This is a genomic window from Mucilaginibacter panaciglaebae (genome assembly GCF_039539265.1).
Lineage (GTDB): Bacteria > Bacteroidota > Bacteroidia > Sphingobacteriales > Sphingobacteriaceae > Mucilaginibacter > Mucilaginibacter panaciglaebae.
This window is the reverse complement of sequence record NZ_BAABCV010000008.1, coordinates 174,913-195,090: the sequence shown is the minus strand read 5'-3', so window position 1 is coordinate 195,090 and position 20,178 is coordinate 174,913. Positions and strand designations below refer to the sequence as shown.

General features: G+C 43.1%; 15 protein-coding genes. 9 read left to right on the top strand and 6 right to left on the bottom strand.

Going from position 1 to position 20,178, the window contains the following annotated elements; translation table 11 throughout:
- Position 1: 1 nt before the first annotated feature.
- The 4 genes from ABD772_RS12520 to ABD772_RS12505 all read right to left on the bottom strand — a co-directional run bounded on the left by ABD772_RS12520 (position 2) and on the right by ABD772_RS12505 (position 4,379).
- Entirely contained in the window at positions 2-985 is a 984-nt protein-coding gene (locus ABD772_RS12520; protein ID WP_345104834.1) for a YihY/virulence factor BrkB family protein, read from the bottom strand.
- A 274-nt stretch (positions 986-1,259) separates the two neighbouring features.
- Positions 1,260-2,486 carry an alanine dehydrogenase gene (locus ABD772_RS12515; RefSeq protein WP_345104831.1) on the bottom strand — a complete coding sequence of 409 codons (1,227 nt, stop codon included), beginning with the start codon at positions 2,484-2,486 and terminating at the stop codon, positions 1,260-1,262.
- 38 nt (positions 2,487-2,524) lie between these two features.
- Positions 2,525-2,941: a tRNA (adenosine(37)-N6)-threonylcarbamoyltransferase complex ATPase subunit type 1 TsaE gene (gene tsaE / locus ABD772_RS12510; protein ID WP_345104829.1), complete on the bottom strand. Its 417-nt coding sequence runs from the start codon at positions 2,939-2,941 to the stop codon at positions 2,525-2,527.
- 223 nt (positions 2,942-3,164) lie between these two features.
- A complete protein-coding gene (locus ABD772_RS12505) occupies positions 3,165-4,379 on the bottom strand; it encodes a PQQ-dependent sugar dehydrogenase (RefSeq protein WP_345104826.1) in 1,215 nt (404 codons plus the stop codon).
- Between the two features lie 554 nt (positions 4,380-4,933).
- On the opposite strand from ABD772_RS12505, the gene ABD772_RS12500 reads away from it, so the two are divergent.
- Entirely contained in the window at positions 4,934-6,328 is a 1,395-nt protein-coding gene (locus tag ABD772_RS12500; RefSeq protein WP_345104823.1) for a glycoside hydrolase family 76 protein, read from the top strand.
- A 499-nt stretch (positions 6,329-6,827) separates the two neighbouring features.
- Positions 6,828-8,162, top strand: coding sequence for a hypothetical protein (locus ABD772_RS12495; protein ID WP_345104820.1), 1,335 nt, complete (start codon positions 6,828-6,830; stop codon positions 8,160-8,162).
- Between the two features lie 69 nt (positions 8,163-8,231).
- On the opposite strand, the gene ABD772_RS12490 is transcribed toward ABD772_RS12495, so the two are convergent.
- Complete coding sequence (locus ABD772_RS12490; protein ID WP_345104818.1) at positions 8,232-8,471, bottom strand: helix-turn-helix domain-containing protein; 240 nt, start codon at positions 8,469-8,471, stop codon at positions 8,232-8,234.
- A gap of 152 nt (positions 8,472-8,623) precedes the next feature.
- Between ABD772_RS12490 and ABD772_RS12485 the strand changes: the two genes are divergently transcribed.
- The 6 genes from ABD772_RS12485 (at position 8,624) to ABD772_RS12460 (ending at position 16,732) form a co-directional block, all read left to right on the top strand.
- Entirely contained in the window at positions 8,624-10,093 is a 1,470-nt protein-coding gene (locus tag ABD772_RS12485) for a DUF4419 domain-containing protein (RefSeq protein WP_345104815.1), read from the top strand.
- Positions 10,094-10,203: 110 nt separating this feature from the next.
- A complete protein-coding gene (locus ABD772_RS12480; RefSeq protein WP_345104813.1) occupies positions 10,204-12,414 on the top strand; it encodes a putative Ig domain-containing protein in 2,211 nt (736 codons plus the stop codon).
- A gap of 108 nt (positions 12,415-12,522) precedes the next feature.
- The gene (locus ABD772_RS12475) at positions 12,523-13,752 is read left to right on the top strand and encodes a DUF4419 domain-containing protein (RefSeq protein WP_345104810.1); all 1,230 of its coding nucleotides are present in this window, start codon (positions 12,523-12,525) and stop codon (positions 13,750-13,752) included.
- A 432-nt stretch (positions 13,753-14,184) separates the two neighbouring features.
- On the top strand, positions 14,185-15,642 hold the full coding sequence (gene rlmD / locus ABD772_RS12470) for a 23S rRNA (uracil(1939)-C(5))-methyltransferase RlmD (protein ID WP_345104808.1): 1,458 nt from the start codon (positions 14,185-14,187) through the stop codon (positions 15,640-15,642).
- Between the two features lie 40 nt (positions 15,643-15,682).
- A complete protein-coding gene (locus ABD772_RS12465) occupies positions 15,683-16,075 on the top strand; it encodes a hypothetical protein (RefSeq protein ID WP_345104805.1) in 393 nt (130 codons plus the stop codon).
- Positions 16,076-16,222: 147 nt separating this feature from the next.
- Complete coding sequence (locus ABD772_RS12460; protein WP_345104802.1) at positions 16,223-16,732, top strand: phosphoribosyltransferase family protein; 510 nt, start codon at positions 16,223-16,225, stop codon at positions 16,730-16,732.
- A gap of 118 nt (positions 16,733-16,850) precedes the next feature.
- Here the strand turns inward: ABD772_RS12460 and ettA are convergent, their stop codons facing one another.
- Complete coding sequence (gene ettA / locus ABD772_RS12455) at positions 16,851-18,533, bottom strand: energy-dependent translational throttle protein EttA (protein ID WP_345104799.1); 1,683 nt, start codon at positions 18,531-18,533, stop codon at positions 16,851-16,853.
- 349 nt (positions 18,534-18,882) lie between these two features.
- Here ettA and ABD772_RS12450 point away from each other — a divergent pair, with 349 nt between their 5' ends.
- Positions 18,883-20,166: a 6-bladed beta-propeller gene (locus tag ABD772_RS12450; RefSeq protein ID WP_345104796.1), complete on the top strand. Its 1,284-nt coding sequence runs from the start codon at positions 18,883-18,885 to the stop codon at positions 20,164-20,166.
- The last annotated feature ends 12 nt before the right edge of the window (positions 20,167-20,178 follow it).

Sequence of the window (20,178 nt, the reverse complement as noted above, 5' to 3'; positions counted from 1 at the left end):
TTCACGATGTTTTTTCGGGTTTTTCTAATTTTCCTTTTAGTTGTGGGTTTTGCGGCGGCATCACCTCAACCTCTTTCTCCACCTCGGTCTGTACGACAGCTACCGCATATTCGGCAGGCTCAATTTTGCAGCCAATGGCTTCGGCATATACCTGTGTAAACTCGGCGCCTATATACAATATTGCCGCGGTGTAATAAATCCATAGTAATATCAGAATAATAGACCCTGCCGCGCCATAAGCCGAACTCTGAGCAGTATATTGTAAGTATATGCTGATGCCATATTGGCCAAGCATAAATAATACAGCTGTAAAAAGTGCGCCAGAGCGTATATCTCTCCAGCGGATCTTAACATCGGGGAGTACTTTAAATATGATGCCGAATAATGTGGAGATGACAATAAGGGTGACAGCCAGGTTAACACATTTAACCAGCACGTTAGTAATATAAGGCAGAAAGTAGGCCAACCTTTTGCTTAATGCATCCATCACAAAGTTAATTACTAACGACACCAGCAGCAGGAAACCCAGACTGACAATAAGTGAGAATGATAAAAACCGATTTTTCAGCAATTTTAGCCAGCCCTTTTTCGGTTTGGCTTTTACACGCCAGATAATATTTAACGAATCTTGAATTTCTATAAAAATACTGCTCGCACCCAGCATTAAAGTAATTACCCCAATTACTACGGCAAGGCCTGTTTTGCCCGATAAAGCCAGGCTCTTCAGCATGTCCTGAATCTGAATTGCAGCCTGCGAGCCAACGTACTGCGCTATTTGAGGATATAAGCGGTTAGAGGCAGCATCATTGCCAAAAAACAAACCTGCCAATGATATTACCAAAATTAAAAGCGGCGCCAGCGAGAAAACAGTATAGTAAGCCAGCGATGCACTTAGCTTTAATCCATTATCGCTGACAAAACCACTAAAGGTGGCAACTAAGACTTTCCAGATCTTTTTAAGATAGGTTTTGTTGAATAATCTCATTGTAAATCAAATATATTGTAATCGCGGAAAATAATGCACGCTTTAACCATGAACAAATAAATTCATCCAGTGTTTAATGTTGGCATTAATCTGTTTTATTCTTAGCAATTTTGGTGCCTTGGCTAAACAAACATTTGGGTTGTGCAGCACAATTAAAAGACAACGCCTTTTTAATGATGGAGGTTTTGATCTGCCTTTAGCTATACTATGAATAGCGGCAATAAAAGGATATTGTGTAAGCTATTACGCGGTACATTTCGCCGGCCAGCAGCCATTAATGCTGCGAAACGATCAGCAGGTCCAGATCTTTATTTGGAATATTGAAACGTTCGGCAATGTGTTTATTGGTCAGGTGCCCCTGATAAATGTATACTGCCTCACGTATGCCCGGTTTTTGCCAGATCACATTTTTAATACCGCCCTGCTCGCCTACTTCTAACAATATAGGTGCAAAAATATTGGTTAATGCATAAGTGGCAGTTCGGGCTACCCGCGATGCAATGTTAGGCACGCAATAATGTATCACATCATATTTACGGAACACCGGATGAGTATGGTTGGTAATTTCTGAAGTTTCAAAACAGCCGCCCTGGTCAATACTTACATCGATAATTACAGAGTTGGGCTTCATTTTGCTCACGGTAGCCTCAGATACTATGCATGGGCTGCGGCCGTCCTCGGCGCGAATGGCGCCAATAGCAACATCGCAGGTAGTTATGGCTTTTTCTAAAACTATAGGTTGCACAACAGATGTGAATACCTTCGTGCCGATGTTGTTTTGCAGGCGGCGCAATTTATAAATAGAAGGATCGAATACTTTGACCTCGGCACCTAAAGATATTGCGGTGCGCGCAGCATACTCGCCTACGGTACCTGCGCCTAAAATAACAATCTCGGTTGGTGGCACGCCGGTAATACCGCCCAGCATCAGGCCTTTGCCATCAAATATATTGCTCAGGTATTCGGCAGCTATCAGGATAGATGTTGCACCCACAATCTCGCTCATGGCCCGTACCACGCTCAATGAGTTGCCCTCGTCGCGCAGATGTTCAAAGCACAATGCCGTGATCTGTTTTTTTAGCATGGCCTTTAACAGATCGGGCTTAAGTGACGATAGCTGCAAGGTCGATATCAATATCTGGCCGGGTTTCATCATGGCTATCTCATCCATGGTGGGCGGAGCTATTTTGATAATGATATCGGCTTCGTAAACTTTTTTAGTATTAAAAACTATTTGAGCACCCTGTTCTGAATAATCTTTATCTAAAAATTTGGCTGCTTTGCCGGCGTTGCTTTCCAGCATTACTTCATGCCCGTTATTAACCAATAAAGCAACAGAAAGCGGAGTAAGGGGTATGCGGTTTTCCTGGAAAGAAATCTCTTTGGGTATGCCTATGTAAAGTTTATTTCTTTTGTTCTTGACCTCAAGCATCGACTCTTGCGGTTGCATCATGGCTTGTTTCGCGACGTCCGAAAAACCGCTGTATTTCCCTGAACTCATAATCTATTTTTAGGATGGATGAAGGTAGTAAAATTTCGTCAGATTTTTTCAATTGATATTTGCCGGCTGCCATCGGCTAAAACGCTGATAGTTACCTTGATGTAATGCAGTGGCAGCATATCCGGGATCTTATCTGGCCATTCAATGAAGCAGTAGGCGCCTGAGTAAAAGTATTCTTCGGCACCCATATCTAAAGCTTCGGTTTGCGTTTTAAGGCGATAAAAATCAAAGTGATATAACTTTTTATCGTCGCTTTTATATTCGTTTACGATGGCAAACGTAGGGCTGGTAACAGCTTCCTGCACGCCCAGGGCTTCGCAAATAGCCTTAACAAAAGTGGTTTTGCCGGCGCCCATATCGCCTTTAAAAATAACTACCTTTTCGGTGCCGGCAAACTCAATAAGCTGTACTGCCGCGCGGTGAAGATCTTGAATTGATGACGCGTTTGTAACCATAGATTTGGCAAAAATAACAAACACTTTATTATTTAACGTTTTGATATTAATGTAGCCCGTTATAATAGCTTAGTCAGGCTAAAGCCGTTTGGTTGTCTTTTATCCGTCCCATAAATGGGACGGCAATGAATTGACCTGATAAGGCCCGTTCAATTCATTGCCGTTGGCTTTAGCCTGATATAAAAACCACCTGTTCTTGTCTTTAAAAATAACCGCTTTATAATTATTTCGCCGGTGCAATACGATACAGCTTACCACCATCGGTAATGGCATATATGGCGCCGTCCTGACCGGTGGTTAATGCCCGCCAGCGTTCATTGTATCTCTTAAGCATGCGTTCCTCGCCAACTACATGGTCGTTCTTGATAACAAGGCGGGCTACCTGCGATCCACCTAAACCACCCACAAGTAAATTGTTTTTCCATTCAGGAATCAGGTTGCCGGTATAAAAAGTTATGCCTGATGGCGATATACTCGGGTCCCAATAATAAACAGGCTGTGTAACGCCTTCTTTTTGCTGAATGCCGTCGTATACCTTTTTGCCGCTATACTCTATACCGTAAGTTACATAAGGCCAGCCATAGTTATTGCCGGCGCGAACGATGTTGATCTCATCGCCGCCCCGCGGGCCAAACTCGTCCTCCCACAACTCGCCGGTTACCGGGTTCCAGGCCATACCTTCCGGGTTTCTGAAACCGTAGGCAAATATCTCCGGCTTAGCGCCGGTTGTTTTAGCAAACGGCCCGTTAGGTACAGGTTTGCCGTCTTTGGTAATATGAATAACCTTGCCGATAGTTGCGCTCAAATCCTGAGCTTTTACCCGGATGTCTTCGGCACCCCGCTCGCCGGTGCTTACAAACATATCGCCTTTCTTGTCAAATAAAATGCGCGAACCATACTGCAATCCGCCCTTATAACTTGGTGTAGCACGGTAAATCACTACTACATTCTCCAATTGCGTTTCATCGGCAGATAATTTGCCTTTAGCTATGGCAAGCGTTGAGCCATTATCGCCTGGTTCGGCATAATCCCAATAAACCATGCGGTTATGGGTAAAGTCCGGATCTATATTAACATCTAATAAACCACCCTGGCCTTCGGCCAGCACTTCGGGAAAGCCTGTGATCTGTTTATCCAGCGTGCCGTCCATTTTCAGTATCTGCATGGAGCCCTGCTTCCCGCTTATTAAAAGTCTGCCGTCGGGCAGTACATGGATTCCCCATGGCGATTTTAGATTGCTGTTTATTACCGTGGCTTCAATGGGCATGCTGGTTTTCACCCCATGTATGCGTGCCTGGCCAACAAAGGCAGGTTGATAGCCGCCGTTAGATGGTCGGGTTTCTACGTGGTTGGTGGTGTCCAGAGCCTGCCCCATGGCCATCGCCGAGGCAGCTGTGAGTACCGCGCTTAATGTTAATTTCTTAAATGGTGATCTCATAGTGTGTTTGTGTTTGTAATTTGCTTAGCTAATACAATAATACGTACAAATATGTTTAAACGTTGACGCGCCCGATGTCCGGGAAACAAAAGCATTATAGGTAATTTTTGCCCGGAAATTATTATTCATAAATATGTTAATAATGCAATCGATTTCATGTAGGAATTTCGAATAAATTAATTTAAATTGATCGTGCTTATATCTCCAGACAGTAGTTTGTTTTTGATTTAAACTACTGATATAAAACCTTTTGTATTTATTTTCGTTATAATCTTATCTGTTTGATTTTTCTGATAAGTTAATGTTGAAATATGACCTGACGAATATTTTAAACGATATGATTTAGCCATATTTTAAAAGCAGTTTAAAAAGATCAGATATAAAGCCCGGTCGCTTCCCCCTGCTGACCAAAAATAAATGTTGTTGAATAGGTTGTTTTAAGCAGGTTTCGTGATACGCGATGATTTGGCCTGCCAAATACCTTGTGGTAGTTGAACTACAGTTTATTGTTGCACAATTAATCAAAACAATAATTACTACTAATTCCTGCAATTATGAAGAGAACAACTATCCTGATGCTTGGCGCGTGTGTTGCGTTTTTAAGTTGTAAAAAGAGGGATGCCTCGCCCGCCGACAAAATGGCTTTAGGGTCTGTGCCGCCTCTCAGAGAGGCACTCAACTCCTGGGACCCGGCCGATGCAACAACAGCTTACAACGCTTTTAATACCGCCTGTTACAACCCAACAGCTAAACTTTATTACAGCACTACCTTAAAAGATGCCGATGCCGCTATCTGGACGAATGCCATTTTCTGGGATATGGCTATGGATAATTATATCCGGACTCGTAAATCGGCCGATCTGACCCGTGTTAATGATATGTATACCGGCGGCTATAACAAGTATGATCATTTTAACTGGAACAACACCACCGTTTGGTTTATTTATGATGATATGATGTGGTGGGTAATGGCCTTGTGCCGGGCTAATCAGTTAACCGGTAATGCCACTTATCTTACTACTGCGCAAGCCGGCTTTGACCGGGTATGGAACGGATCGTACGACCCTGTTGGTGGCGGCATGTACTGGGATTTTAACCATTCGGGTAAAAACTCGTGTATCAACTTTCCGACGGTAATTGCCGCAATGCGCCTGTATACCCTTACCGGCAACAGCGCTTATTTAACCAAGGCGCAAAGCATTTATACCTGGGCTAAAGCCAACTTAACCAATACCAGCACCGGCCAGGTTTATGATAATAAGATAGGCAGCAACCCGCCGGGAGGGCAGGCTTACACTTATAACGCAGGTACTGCTATTGGGGCAGCCTACTTGTTATACAAACAAAGCGGTAACAGCGCTTACCTGTCTGACGCTACCCGCTATGCCGATTACGTAAAAAATAACCTTTGTAATGCACAGGGTATTTTACCTGCCGAAGGCGACTTTAACGAACAGGGCGTAATGAAAGCCATTTTTGCGCAATATATCATGCAGCTCATTAACGAAGGCGGCCAAACCCAATACCTGAGCTGGATACAAACCAATGTAGATACCGGCTGGGCCAACCGCGATCCGTCGCGCAATTTAACTTACCGCAACTATGCCGTGGCCTGCCCGACAGGTTATATCCAAACCTATGAGGCCTGCAGCCTGGTAGACTTTATGCTGTTGTATCCGGGTGTAACATTTTACCAAAATACATTGTATGGCGGTACCGTGACCGGTAAGATCCCGAAGGGAAATTATACGCTTTCGCAACTTACACCTTATGGTTTTGTGAACGATTGGGCGTCATCAGCAAAAGTACCAACCGGCTGGACCGTCACCATGTATAAAGACGACAATTTTACCGGACAAACCTGGACCCTGCCAAGCGGCGACACTCCGCATTTCCCTAACCTGACACCAACCGCCAATGACCTGGTGACATCTGTCAAAATACAATAAATATATACCCTACACCTGCAAAGCACAACGGAATTTCGTTGTGCTTTTTTGTATAAGTAACTCCGGCGTTCGGCTCCATCATCGGTACCGAAGCATAGGTGCGCAGGATGATCAATGTAAGGTAAGGTACCACTTCCGGAGGTTTGCGACAGTGGGTGGAATTAAACGAAATCGTGCAAAATGTCTGATCCAAAAAAAAGACTTAAAAGTCATGAAAAGTGATCCAAAGTGATCCACTTTTGCAAAGTAAAAACTACAATTTATTGACAGTCAATTAGTTAGCTTTACATGCTGATCCAATTGATCCATTTTGATACACACTCGCGAGTGGATCAGCGATAGGGACACAAAACTTCGCTTTCCGAAGTTGTAACTTGGGATAAGTCTGAAAACCAAATTTCAGTGATTATTATTCAAATTGTTACACACTCACGTGTAGATCTTGACATTGGCTTATAGAACTTTTGTATCTTTCGGGCTGTCTTTTAAATCTATATTTATGAAATTTGTTAGCTTGGCTTCGGCCTTAATAATCAGTGCGCTGCCGTTTAGTTTGTTTTTTTCTGAGGATAAGCCCGCACCTGTCAGATCTGTCTCAGCGGTAGGCACTTCTGAATTTCTAAATAGCATTGGCGTAAACTCGGCTATATCCTCGCGGGGCGAGAAACTGGAGAAAACTATCGAAGCCATCAGATACACCGGTATCCGCTGGATACGCTCGGGTTATGAGGGTGATGCTACAGCCGGCGACTATAAAACCCTGAACCGCGAAACCGGGGTGAAGTATAGCTATGGCTTAATGAGCGGTGGTGCTGATATCCCGCGTTTATTAAAAGGTGCACACATGTTGGCAGAGATTGGCGCGCTATTGGCTTTTGAGGGCAATAATGAGCCTAACAACTGGGTCATCAATTACAAGGGCCAAAAGAGCGGTAAAAATGAAAGCTGGGTAGGTGTTGCCAAACTGCAAAATGATTTATACAAAGCAGTAAAAGCTGACCCGGTGCTAAAAAGCTACCCGGTATGGAACCTGACAGAAGGCGGCGCACAGACCGACAATGTAGGTCTGCAATATTTAATTATTCCCGCAGGGGCCAACACCGTAATGCCTGCAGGAACGCAATATGCCGATTACGCTACCTGCCATAATTATTTCTCGCATCCAAGCCACCCCGGTTTGTATGACAACCAAACCTGGAACGCTGCCGATCCTGGCAGGCTTTGCAAAGTAGATGGACTGTATGGCAATTATGGTAGAACCTGGCGCGGCAAATTTGCAGGTTACACCGAAGACCAACTGATCAGCTTGCCCAAAGTGACTACCGAAACAGGCGTTACAATACAAGGCGATTTTACCGAAGAGAAGCAGGCCCGCCTGTACCTCAACTTGTACCTGGCGCAGTTTAAGCGTAAGTGGAGCTATACTTCTGTTTATTTGCTCCGCGATCGGTCCGACGAGGATGGCAATCAATCGTTCGGTTTTTATCAGAAAGACTATACACCACGTAAGGCGGCGGTCTATCTGCATAATTTAACCACTATTCTGGCCGACAAAGGCATGGCGAAGAAAACCGGCTCGTTGGCCTACGTTATTGCTAATCAGCCCGAAACAGTTCACGACCTGCTGCTTCGAAATAGTAACGGCAAATTTCAACTGGTTATCTGGGATGAAAAAGCCACTGGTACTGACCAGGTGAATGTAACCCTGGGTAAGAAATATAGCACTGTTAAAGTTTATGATCCTACTTTAGGTGAGTCGGCACAGCAGACACTTAAAAACGCCGGGTCAGTTACTTTAACGTTGAGTGATCACCCGGTTGTTATCGAGCTTTAAATTTCCATTCACATATTAAAAGCCCCGATCCGGTAGCCGGCATCGGGCTTTGCTTTTATAAAGAATGGGCTAATTGTTGGCGGCTTTTAATGTGAATGGCTTTTCTGTATCTATCAAATCACAAACCTCGATCTCAAAAACTTCGGCAATTTCAAATATCCTTTGCAGGCTAATGTTTGATTGACCTATCTCAATTTTGCTATAAGCATTTTGCGAAATATTAAGCCGCAAACCCAAATATTCCTGCGAGTAATTTCTATACAACCTGGCACTTTTAATATTAGCCGCTATGGCGATTTTATTATACATAATGTTTTAGCAGATATCATTGAATTACGAAGCTTCGCACTGTTTAGTTTTTAAAACCTGCAAAGCTTTTTATGGAATTTCGGCCAAAATTGAATCATTCCTTATAGTTAACTGTGAAAAATTTGTTAGCTTTAGTTAACCAACCTATACTTATGAAAAAGATAAACCTTATTACAGCTGTACTTTTACTGTGTACGCTATGTGCGTGGGCACAAAAATCAAGAACTTTTGAGATCGAAAAGCTGGATATTATACCGGGTAAGTGGCAGCCCGTCATGACCTACGAGCAAGCTCTGCAACGCCTAATCATATCCGATAACCCCGACCATACGGATCAGGGAGTTACCCGGGGGCATATTTTTAATATCGTAGCAAAAAGTAATATACCGGGCAATATCATAGCCTACAAATACACCTCTTTTTTTGACGGCCTGTATTTCGCTTATGCCAATCATCGGCCATTTACTTTATCGCCCGATATGATGTGGCTGCTCATTAGCCAGGGTTTTTCGCAGCATGTGCTTAGCAATGCTGAAGACCTGCGCAGTCTTTTTGTAAAACATGCCGGAAAAAAAGAACTTACTATAGTGACAGATAAGATATATCTGGATGACCCAAATGCACCCTGGGAAGAAATATTTCCTGAGATGAGCAAACAAATAGCCGCCAATACAGGAGAAGAACTGACTAACACCGTAACTGCCGATTTTAGTACCACAACGCCAATAACCAAAGTAGCCTCGCAAATTACACTCATGAAAGCTATGAGTGCTTATTTTAATTATAATGTGTTAATGATTGGTTGTGGTATACCCAGTATTACCCTGCAAGGCACCACCAAAGATTGGGAAAGCTTGTTAGCTAAAACCGAAGCATTACGCAAATACAAACTGGACTGGTGGGTTAATGAACTGGAACCTGAACTGAAACAATTTATTGCCGCATCAAAAGGAAAAATTGACAAGGAATTTTGGAAGGCGATGTTCAAATATCATAGCCCCAACGGTTGCGGCGCACCCACTACTATTGACGGCTGGATAGTGAAGTTCTACCCTTACAATAAGATGGGTAAACGCAACGATCTGAAACAAATAATACGGGGCGTTGCCAACGATGTAATGCCCGACGAAATTGTAAAAGTTGATTTGAATTATGAATTAGCCAATAATAGCGGCAGCATATTATCAAAAACACCGCTTGAGCTGTGGGCGGGTTTTGTGGGATTGAAGGAAGATCCAAAGACATTCAATTTAACGCCGGTTATTGGCTGGATGATCCGGAAAAAAGATTTGTCAATTTCTCAATCCTCATCCATACTCAATAAACTTAAGGAACATGTTAACGGATTAGGAGGAATAAACATTACTGTAAGCTCGGTACCGCCGGAGTTGATGCAAGTTGGACCAATAAAAAGGTTGTCTATAAATTTCACAGACGAAATAACGTTTCCTGACGCACTGGCCAAAATACCCATTGATATCATGTGGCTTAACGGAAGAATAGATGAAAAAGGAAAGAACCGGATAGCCGCTATGTTTCCTAATACCCAGCTTTATATTAATGGACAGGCGTATGGAAAAGTGCCAAAGGGTGGGAATTACCCAATACACGTCATTGACTAGCAACTATTACTTAAATAAAAATTTATCCCTACATTTATTGCCGAGCCGACTTGCAGTGAGAGCCGGTATCAAAGCCAATTGTATTAACCTTAGTAAAGCAATAAATTCAGATGAAGAAAAATTTAATTCTTTTGCTGCTGCTTGTGCCGTTTTTAAAAGTCAGCGCACAGCATATCTCCATTAAAAAAGGCTGGAAAATGACCGTAGGCGACAACGCCGAATGGTCAAATCCTAATTTTGACGATTCGGGCTGGCAAGCTGCCAATTTGAGCAAACCCTGGGAGCAGCAAGGTCATGCCAATTATGACGGATTTGGCTGGTATCGTACCCATGTAGTTATTCCGTCATCCATTAAAGAAAAAGCTTACTTAAAAGATAGCTTGCTGCTGGTTCTGGCCAGCGTCGACGATAACGACCAGGTTTATCTGAATGGTAAACTCATTGGCGAATATGGCGGCCGCAAAGAAACAGACATTAAACATAGCCATTACGGCCATCGTGAATATAAAATTGCAGTTAACAATCCGGCACTTTTATGGGATAAGGATAACGTAATTGCTATACGCGTTTATGATACCGGCGGTGACGGCGGTATTTACGGCAGCGATTTCAACATCCACATGGCTGATATTATGGAAGGCGTTGAGTTTGATAAAAACAGCGATTTTAGCTATGGGGATAAGAATTTAATGGGTAAGTCAATAATACTAGCCACTAAAAATGTTTATCAATACAAAGGTACTTTATCATTAAAAGTAACCGACCCTGAAACCGGCGCGGTTGTGGCAACTGTTAAAACCGACACTGCCCATTTTACCAAAGGTAAACCATTTTCATGGTGGTTTACTTTCACTACTGCCAAAAAGAAATCATACAACATTGAATACATTTTCAAGGATAAAAGATCAGGTACCGAACTAACTGAAACTGAAACTACACCATACATTTTAACTCCGGCTGTTGGCGCGGCCCCGCGCATTAATGGTGCTTCAGTATTCGGCGTTCGTCCCGGCCATCCGGTATTGTTTTTAATTCCGGCTACCGGCGCAAAACCAATGAAATATAAAGTACAGGGCCTGCCCGCAGGCTTAAAGGTTAATGCTGCTACCGGTATTATTACCGGTTCGGTTCAAAAAGCCGGAAATTATCCTTTAGTATTTACGGTAACTAACCGAAAAGGCAGTGCTACTAAGAAATTTACTTTAGCCATAGGCAATACAATCGGTTTAACGCCCGCGTTGGGATGGAATAGCTGGAACGCCTGGGGCCTGAGTGTAAACGACGAAAAAGTACGTACCGCAGCCCGCAACATGGCTGAGCGGTTAGCATCGCATGGATGGTCGTATGTTAATATTGATGATGGTTGGGAAGCTGAAAGCCGCGATGCTAACGGCAAGATCGTCACCAATAATAAATTCCCCGACATGAAAGGCCTGACTGACTATGTACATAGTCTTGGCCTGCGTATGGGGATCTACTCATCGCCTGGTCCGCGTACCTGCGGCGGCTACCTGGGTAGTTATCAGCACGAAGATGACGACGCTATTACTTATGGCAACTGGGGTATAGATTATTTAAAATACGACTGGTGTTCATACGGCCAGATTGCACCAAGCCATCCTAACCTGGACGAGATGAAGAAACCCTACCTGGTAATGCGTGCATCGTTAGATAAAGCTGACCGGGATATTCTATTCAGTTATTGCCAGTACGGCATGGGCGAGGTTTGGAAATGGGGCGCCGAAGCCGGTGGTAACAGCTGGCGTACAACCGGCGATATTACCGACACCTGGGCTAGTATGTCGGGCATTGGCTTCAATCAGGATAAAGCAGCTCCATATGCCGGTCCGGGCCATTATAACGACCCTGATATGCTGGTTGTAGGTAAAGTGGGCTGGGGGCCTGCATTACACAATAGCCGCCTTACTTACGATGAGCAATATACCCACATTAGCTTGTGGAGTTTGCTGGCATCGCCATTGTTAATAGGTTGCGATATGGGCCACCTGGACAGATTTACCCTAAGCCTGTTAACTAACGACGAGGTTATCGCAATTAACCAGGATGCACTTGGCAAAGAAGCTCGCCAGTATCTTAAAAATGCCGACTACCAAATCTGGGTTAAAGAGCTTACCGGCGGCCGCAAAGCTATCGGCTTGTTCAATACATCTGATAAATATCAAACCATTAGCCTCCCTAAAACAGATGCAGCATTGAAAGGCTATACCAAATTCAGAGACGCCTGGCGTCAGCAAAACTTAACTGCGGTAAGCGGTAAAATTGCACCTCATGGCGTGTTGCTGGTTACAGTGTCTAAGTAATCAACATAAATAATCCATAAAAAAGGTCCGCGTAAACTTTGCGCGGACCTTTTTTATGGATTATGTAGCAATTAAATTTCCTATATTTAATTAACCAAAGCCGCTATCATGCGCAAGATTCTGTCATTAAGCTTGTTATTATTTTGCTGCTCGAGTGTGATTGCTCAAAAAAGCCGCACTTTTGAAGTGGAGAAACTAAGTCCTTCAAAAAACAAAGTATTCGACGCAGTTAGTTACCGGCAGATATTAGAAGACTTAATAAAAAAGGACAGACAAGTAACTTACGGCGCTCAGGCGAAAAAATACGATGGCGAACCTAATATCATTGCCGAAAGTGATATTAAAGGCACTTTGGTTTCGCGTGGCTTTCATCCATTTTTTGAAGGGGTATATGCGGCTTATGCAGATCATCATCCATTTACGTTGTCCCCGGATATGATATGGCTTTTAATTAGTCAGGGTTTTGCAGCCCACTTTAATAATAACGTAGAGCAATTGCGCGGTAAATTTACCAAATTTGATATGAAGCAAAGTTTAAGCTACGAAGCTGATAACGATCTTACTTCTGAAAAAGATTGGGGTAAAGCACTTACAATATTGGGTAATCAAATAGGGCAATTCTCGGGCCCGGAGCTTACCCGTACCGTAACGGCCGATTTTACTACGACTAACCCTGCTTCAAAAATAGCGTCCCAAATAACTTTAATGAATGCGGTGCAAGCCTATTTTAATTATAATGTGGTTATACGCTCTTGCGGTATCCCTAAAGTAACTTTAGAAGGGACGACTAAAGACTGGCAGCATTTATTGGACAAAACAGAAACACTTCGCCAATATGAGTTGGATTGGTGGATAAATGAACTGGAGCCGGTATTAAAACAATTTATACAAGCATCAAAAGGGAATATAGATAAACAGTTTTGGTTGAATATGTTTCAGCATCACTTGGAAAGCCTGGGTTGCGGGCCACAATCTGATTTGGTTGATGGTTGGATAATAAAGTTTTTCCCTTATAGCAAAAGAGGCGAAAGAATGAACTTTAAACACATTGCGTTAAATGGTGGCAACATGCCCAATGAAATGTTAAAGATAAATCTTGATTATGTAAATGCATCAAACTCCCAAAATGCAGTTCATACCCCGCTCGAACTATGGGCAGGTTTTGTGGGGCTTGAACAGGATCCTAAAACATTTGGGCTTAAACCAAAAATTGGTTGGATGATAAGAAAGCGTGACCCGTACCGGCAGTATCTGATAGACGAATTGTCGACATTTAATAAAAATGATGGTGCCGTAAATTTGCACGTGACAACGTGCCCCCCGAGTTGCTTAAAATAGGGCCGATAAATAGTTTAAGGATCAACTTTTTTGGTAATATACGCATCCCCGAAGAACTATCCACCATAACAATAAAAGACATGACGCTTTTGGGTAAAGCTACCGACGTCGAAATTAACCGCATAGTAAAGCTGTTTCCCTGCACTAAATTACATATTAACGGAGTGGATTATAACTAACAGAAGGACGGCACTTTTCTTGGTCCTTGCCCGGTTAAGCGTCCCGCTCCCTAATATGATAGTTCAAGCGTAGACCTTGAACAGGTGGTGCTAAAATAATTTGTCATTCTGAGCGTGGTGAGAATCTGCCAGCTATGTTTAGCATAGCAGATGCTTCGTTCCTCAACATGCAACGTGTTTTTACTGATCTCTAATCACCAATTAACTAATCACTACCCCAACAAATCACCAAAACCCTTACCTTTGCGCCCAAATGAGTAGAAGAGGAGCAAAGAACCAGATTTTTGAGAACGTAAGCATTATTGATATTGCCGAAGAAGGGAAGGGTGTGGGCAAAGCAGATGATTTTGTATTGTTTGTGGAAAAAGCCGTGCCCGGCGATGTAGTCGATGTACAGGTGTACCGTAGCAAAAAGAATTTCGGCGAAGCGAAGATAATTGAACTGAAGCAAGCCAGCGAACACCGCGTTCAGCCATTCTGCGAGCATTTTGGTACCTGCGGCGGCTGTAAATGGCAACACATGACCTATGAGGCGCAACTGCAGTTCAAACAAAAATCGGTATCAGATGCGCTGACCCGTCTGGCTAAGATCGAGGTTGGTGATATGCTTCCTATTGAAGCCTCCCCGGCGGACAGGTATTATCGCAATAAACTTGAGTTTACCTTCAGCAACAAGCGTTGGTTATATGATGGCGAAAGCCGTGATGACGCCGAATTGAATATGAATGCGCTTGGTTTTCACATCCCCGGCCGCTTTGATAAAATATTGGATGTGCGTCATTGCTACCTGCAGGCAGATCCGAGTAACGATATCCGTAACCGCGTGGATGAGTTTGCCAAACAAAATGGCTATACTTATTATGATTTGCGTACGCATGAGGGCAACCTGCGCAACCTGATCATCCGTACCTCGTCAACCGGCGAATTGATGGTAATTGTTGTTTTCGCTTATGCGGATGAAGCTGAGGTTGGCAAACTGATGCGTTTTATCGAGGCTGAGTTTCCAGAGATTACCTCGTTACTTTACATCCTTAATCAAAAAAAGAACGATACCATATTTGACCAGGACGTCATCGCCTGGAAAGGGCCGGAGTACATACATGAGGAAATGTTGGGCATTAAGTTTCGCATCGGCCCAAAATCATTTTACCAAACCAACAGTGTACAAGCGCTGCGCCTTTATGAAATAACCCGCGATTTTGCGGGGTTTAAAGGCGACGAATTGGTTTATGATTTATATACCGGCGCCGGCACCATTGCCAATTTTGTAGCTGGCCATGTTAAAGAAGTTGTAGGTGTTGAGTATGTACCAAGTGCAATTGAGGATGCTAAGATCAACAGCTCCATCAATAATATTGCCAATACCAAATTTTACGCAGGTGATATGAAGGACGTATTGTCTGCGGAATTTGTAGCTGAGCATGGCAAGCCCGATGTGATTATTACCGACCCGCCGCGCGCTGGCATGCACCCGGATGTGGTGGCAAGGTTGATGGAAATTGAAGCCGAAAAGATTGTTTACGTAAGCTGCAACGCCGCCACGCAGGCCCGCGACTTGCTGGTGCTGAAAGAGAAGTACGATACCGTTAAGATACAGCCGGTAGATATGTTTCCGCATACGCAACATGTAGAAAATGTAGTATTGTTAAAAATAAAGACTTCTTCAAGCTTTTCCGAAGGAGAGCAGTTAGAGGATATATTAAAAAACTAAACAAAAGTCTCCGCTTTGAGGAGATTTAAGGGGTGGTACTATGAATCCTGAAGAATTATTTAATGAAAATCGCGGTCAGCAGCAACCGGCTGCCGAAAGTCCGCTGGTTAGCTTACCGCGTGATCTGAAAATGTTCAAAGAATCGATACGCGAGGTTGCTGTTGAGATTATGGTTGAGGGATTGTCTAAATATCCCATATTCGTTGCCCATCAGCATGAATTGAAATTGGGTGAAGTGATCCTGGACCGCAATGAACTGAATACCGAATGGAGTATTCACGCCTCGACTATGGAGGAGTTTATTGAGGTAGGCCTGATAAAAAGATCGCGCAGGGAGAATTTCGTGGCCAGCTATAAAAACCCGAATGAGTTTATGTGCATTTTTGTAGTGGTGCCAGAGGGAGCGAATTTTGTCTTTGTGCCGTATCAGTAAAACACCCATTGTCTTTTGGACTGAAAGTAGAAATCTATATGTAAATTTATGAACGGGTGTATAGATTCTCGCTTTTGCTCAAAATGACGTGTCGGGAGAAAAATGAAACAATTTCCTTAGCTTTACCCAAAGAATAATTTCCAAGCCATGGAAGACAAAAAGATACTTATCCTGAACAAACAGCAGATACAGCAAAAAATTGACAGGATTGCCTACCAGATACTGGAAGATAATTTTGAAGAAAAAGAACTGATCATTGCCGGTATGCTGCCCCGCGGCGGTTTCCTCGCTGCACGGTTGAAAAAGGTATTGGATAAGATCGCTCCGTTTAAGACTACGTTGTTAACGCTGGACCTTGATCGCCTCAGTACAAGCCTGAACGCCAAGGTAGATTTTGATATACAGATATGCAATAACAAAGTGGTTATTTTGGTTGACGACGTGCTGAACAGCGGTAAGTCGCTGGCTTATGGTTTTGGTGTTTTCCTGGATGTGCCGTTAAAAAAAATGCGCACCGTGGTATTAGTAGACCGTAATCACAAAAACTTTCCGATCAATACTGATTATTCAGGCATGGCATTGTCGACTATCATTAAAGAGCATATTGATGTAGTGCTCAGCGAAACCGGGGAAGAGGATGCGGTTTATCTGAAATAAAGGACGGCTGCTAAATACATATTTTGTCATCCTGAGCCTGGCGAAGGATCTGTAAACTATGGGGTAACCGTCAACAGATCTTTCGTCAGGCTTATGACAAGAAGAGAATATATTCCTATTAAGCAGTCAGCTTTTTATATTTAATCCTTTTCGGCGCGGTATCACCTAAGCGTTTTTTGCGGTTTTCTTCGTAATCGGTATAGTTACCTTCGAAGAAGTACACCTGCGAGTCACCCTCGAATGCCAGGATATGTGTGCAAATGCGGTCAAGAAACCAGCGGTCGTGGCTAATGATCACGGCGCAGCCGCCAAAATTTTCTAAAGCTTCTTCTAAGGCACGTAGCGTATTTACGTCAATATCGTTAGTAGGCTCATCCAGCAGCAGCACATTGCTTCCTTTTTTAAGGGTAATTGATAAATGCACCCGGTTACGCTCACCCCCGGACAGCACACCCACTTTCTTTTGCTGGTCGGCGCCATTAAAATTAAACCGCGACACATAAGCGCGCGAGTTTAACGGGCGGTTGCCTACCATAATGGTTTCCAATCCGCCGGTTACATTTTCCCAAACAGATTTGTTAGGATCAAGATCATCGTGCATCTGGTCGACATAGCCTAATGCTACCGTTTCGCCAACACGGAAAGTACCTGCATCAGGTTGTTCCTGGCCCGTAATCAACCGGAATAAGGTAGTTTTACCCGCTCCGTTTGGCCCAATAATACCAACAATACCTGCAGGCGGCAATGAGAAGCTCAGGTTGTCAAATAATAACTTATCGCCATAACTTTTGCTTACACCATTAGCTTCAATAACAATGTTACCCAGACGAGGTCCCGGAGGAATGAACAGTTCCAGCTTTTCTTCGCGTTCCTTAGTTTCTTCGGATGCTAATTTTTCGTAATTGCCCAAACGTGCTTTTGATTTGGCATGTCGGCCTTTTGGCCCCATGCGCACCCACTCCAGCTCACGCTCCAGGGTTTTCTGGCGTTTGCTTTCAGATTTTTCTTCCTGTGCCAAACGTTTGGCTTTTTGGTCAAGCCATGACGAATAGTTGCCCTTCCACGGAATACCTTCGCCACGATCTAATTCCAGGATCCAGCCTGCAACATTGTCCAGGAAATAACGGTCGTGCGTTACGGCAATTACAGTTCCTTTATATTGTTTTAGGTGTTGTTCTAACCAGTCGATAGATTCAGCGTCAAGGTGGTTGGTCGGTTCGTCAAGCAATAACACATCCGGTTCTTGCAATAATAAACGGCATAAGGCAATGCGGCGGCGTTCACCTCCTGACAATACCGATATTTTGGCATCCGGTTCAGGGCAGCGTAAGGCGTCCATCGCGCGTTCTAATTTGGTGTCAAGCTCCCAGGCGTTTACGGTGTCGATGCGGTCCTGCAATTCGCCCTGGCGGGTCATCAGCTTATCCATTTTGTCGGCGTCCTCGTAATATTCAGGCAAGCCGAATTTTTCGTTAATTTCTTCGTATTCCTTGAGCAGGGCGGTGGTTTCGGCAACGCCTTCCTCTACAATCTCGCGCACGGTTTTTTCAGGATCGAGCTCCGGCTCCTGGCTCAGGTACCCCACGCTGTAGCCTGGCGAAAATACTACCTCGCCGATATTGGTCTTATCTATACCGGCGATGATCTTTAACAACGATGATTTACCAGAACCGTTTAAACCGATAACGCCGATCTTAGCGCCGTAGAAAAACGACAGGTAAATGTTTTTTAATACGGTTTTTTGCGGGGGATATACTTTGCTAACCCCGGCCATTGAAAAAATTATTTTTTCGTCTGCCATATATTATATAATGAGCGAATTATTGAATGAGTGAATGGGTGATTTTTCTTGAATAGAAATGTAAATGTCTGTTGCAAATATGAACATTAGCCCTGCGATGTGCAAACCTTAAAAGAGTTTTGTAATAATATCCAGATCTGACCAAATTCTAAGCGGAGGCTGCCGTTTACAAGTTGACGGTTCCATTTTAATTTACATGAAAGTAAATTGGCTTTTGATCATAAAGCGGTTATAGCTAACAAATGCGATTTAACGTTTTTTAACATGCTTAAACCGCGTTTTGTGTACTATTTATTGATTTTTTATTTATCATTGAAGTAGATAAACCAATCTAATCCTAACCAACACAATGAACCCTAAACCACTAGTGAAAGAACTTGTTGCATGCTGCTGCCTGCTTACAGGTATGGTTTTTTCAGTCACGGCACAAAAAATTATTCCGGTCGATTCGAGTAAGGTACAAACGCTGCGTATCGATCCTTCTAACGCTATGGGCGGTAACGCCTCTGACTTTTTTACCGAAATTAACTACATTCCTTTAGAAACCACCGAAGAAAGCCTGTTTGGCAGCATATCTAAGCTTGCGGTTACGGAAGATTATTTTATCATATTCGATTATAACACGCACTCCATCCTGGTATTTAACAAAAACGGGAAGTTTCATGCCAAAATAAAAAGTAATGGCTCAACGCCAATATCGGGCTTTAATATTAACAAGTTTGCTAAACAAATAGTTTATAGTCGCGATGGGTACAAAAACCTGATTTATGCCGACTATGACGGCAAAATTATTAAAACCCAAAAGTATGGTGGCGAGATGGCAAAAGACGAAGTAGCCGGTGGAAACTCATTTTATTTTGCGCGTGATAAGGCTGTGACTAATTGGTATGTTAACAATGTTGACTCGACATCAAAGGATTACAAGGTCTATTCAAAGTCTCTCATCGTATTCTCGGATGATAAAAATAAAGTGTATGCTCATGGACTAGAATTTGATAAGCGTGAGGCCGATGCGGATATTATATCGACCGGCTTAGGGCCTATGACTTATTTTGGCGTTGATACGGCTTTTTTTTATTCAAAGCCTTATTCGTATCGCATTTATACCATTACACCTAACACTATCCGGTATACCTACAAATTAATTTTCCCCTATACCGCATCTCTGCCGCTTGATTTTCTGATTAACCCCATTTACAAGAAAAAGTGCATAGAGTACATACAAAAACATCCTGCTAACATTTTCAGCGTAAGTAATTTTTACCGTATTAATGACAACCTGATATTCAGGGCAGGCACCTGGAATTGGGAGAATAAGGAAGATAACTTAATTTATAATTTAAAGACGGGAACACTCATTGCTTACAAGCATATTTTACAAGACGAAAAATCTTACTTCCTGCCTATTTATGACGATTCAAATTATGGTAACACGTTCAATAATACCGGTATTTTAGCTTGTACCGGCGGCTATTTATATACCGCTGCATCGTCGTTAGGTATGTTTGCCTATCACGAAAAATATGCCGACCAAAAGGCAAATTACCCCCCGGCTTTAGACAATTATTTTAAAAAAGGGTCGCGCAAAGATAATCCGGTAATTATGCAGCTTAAGCTTAAAGATAACCTGTAAAAACATCATAGT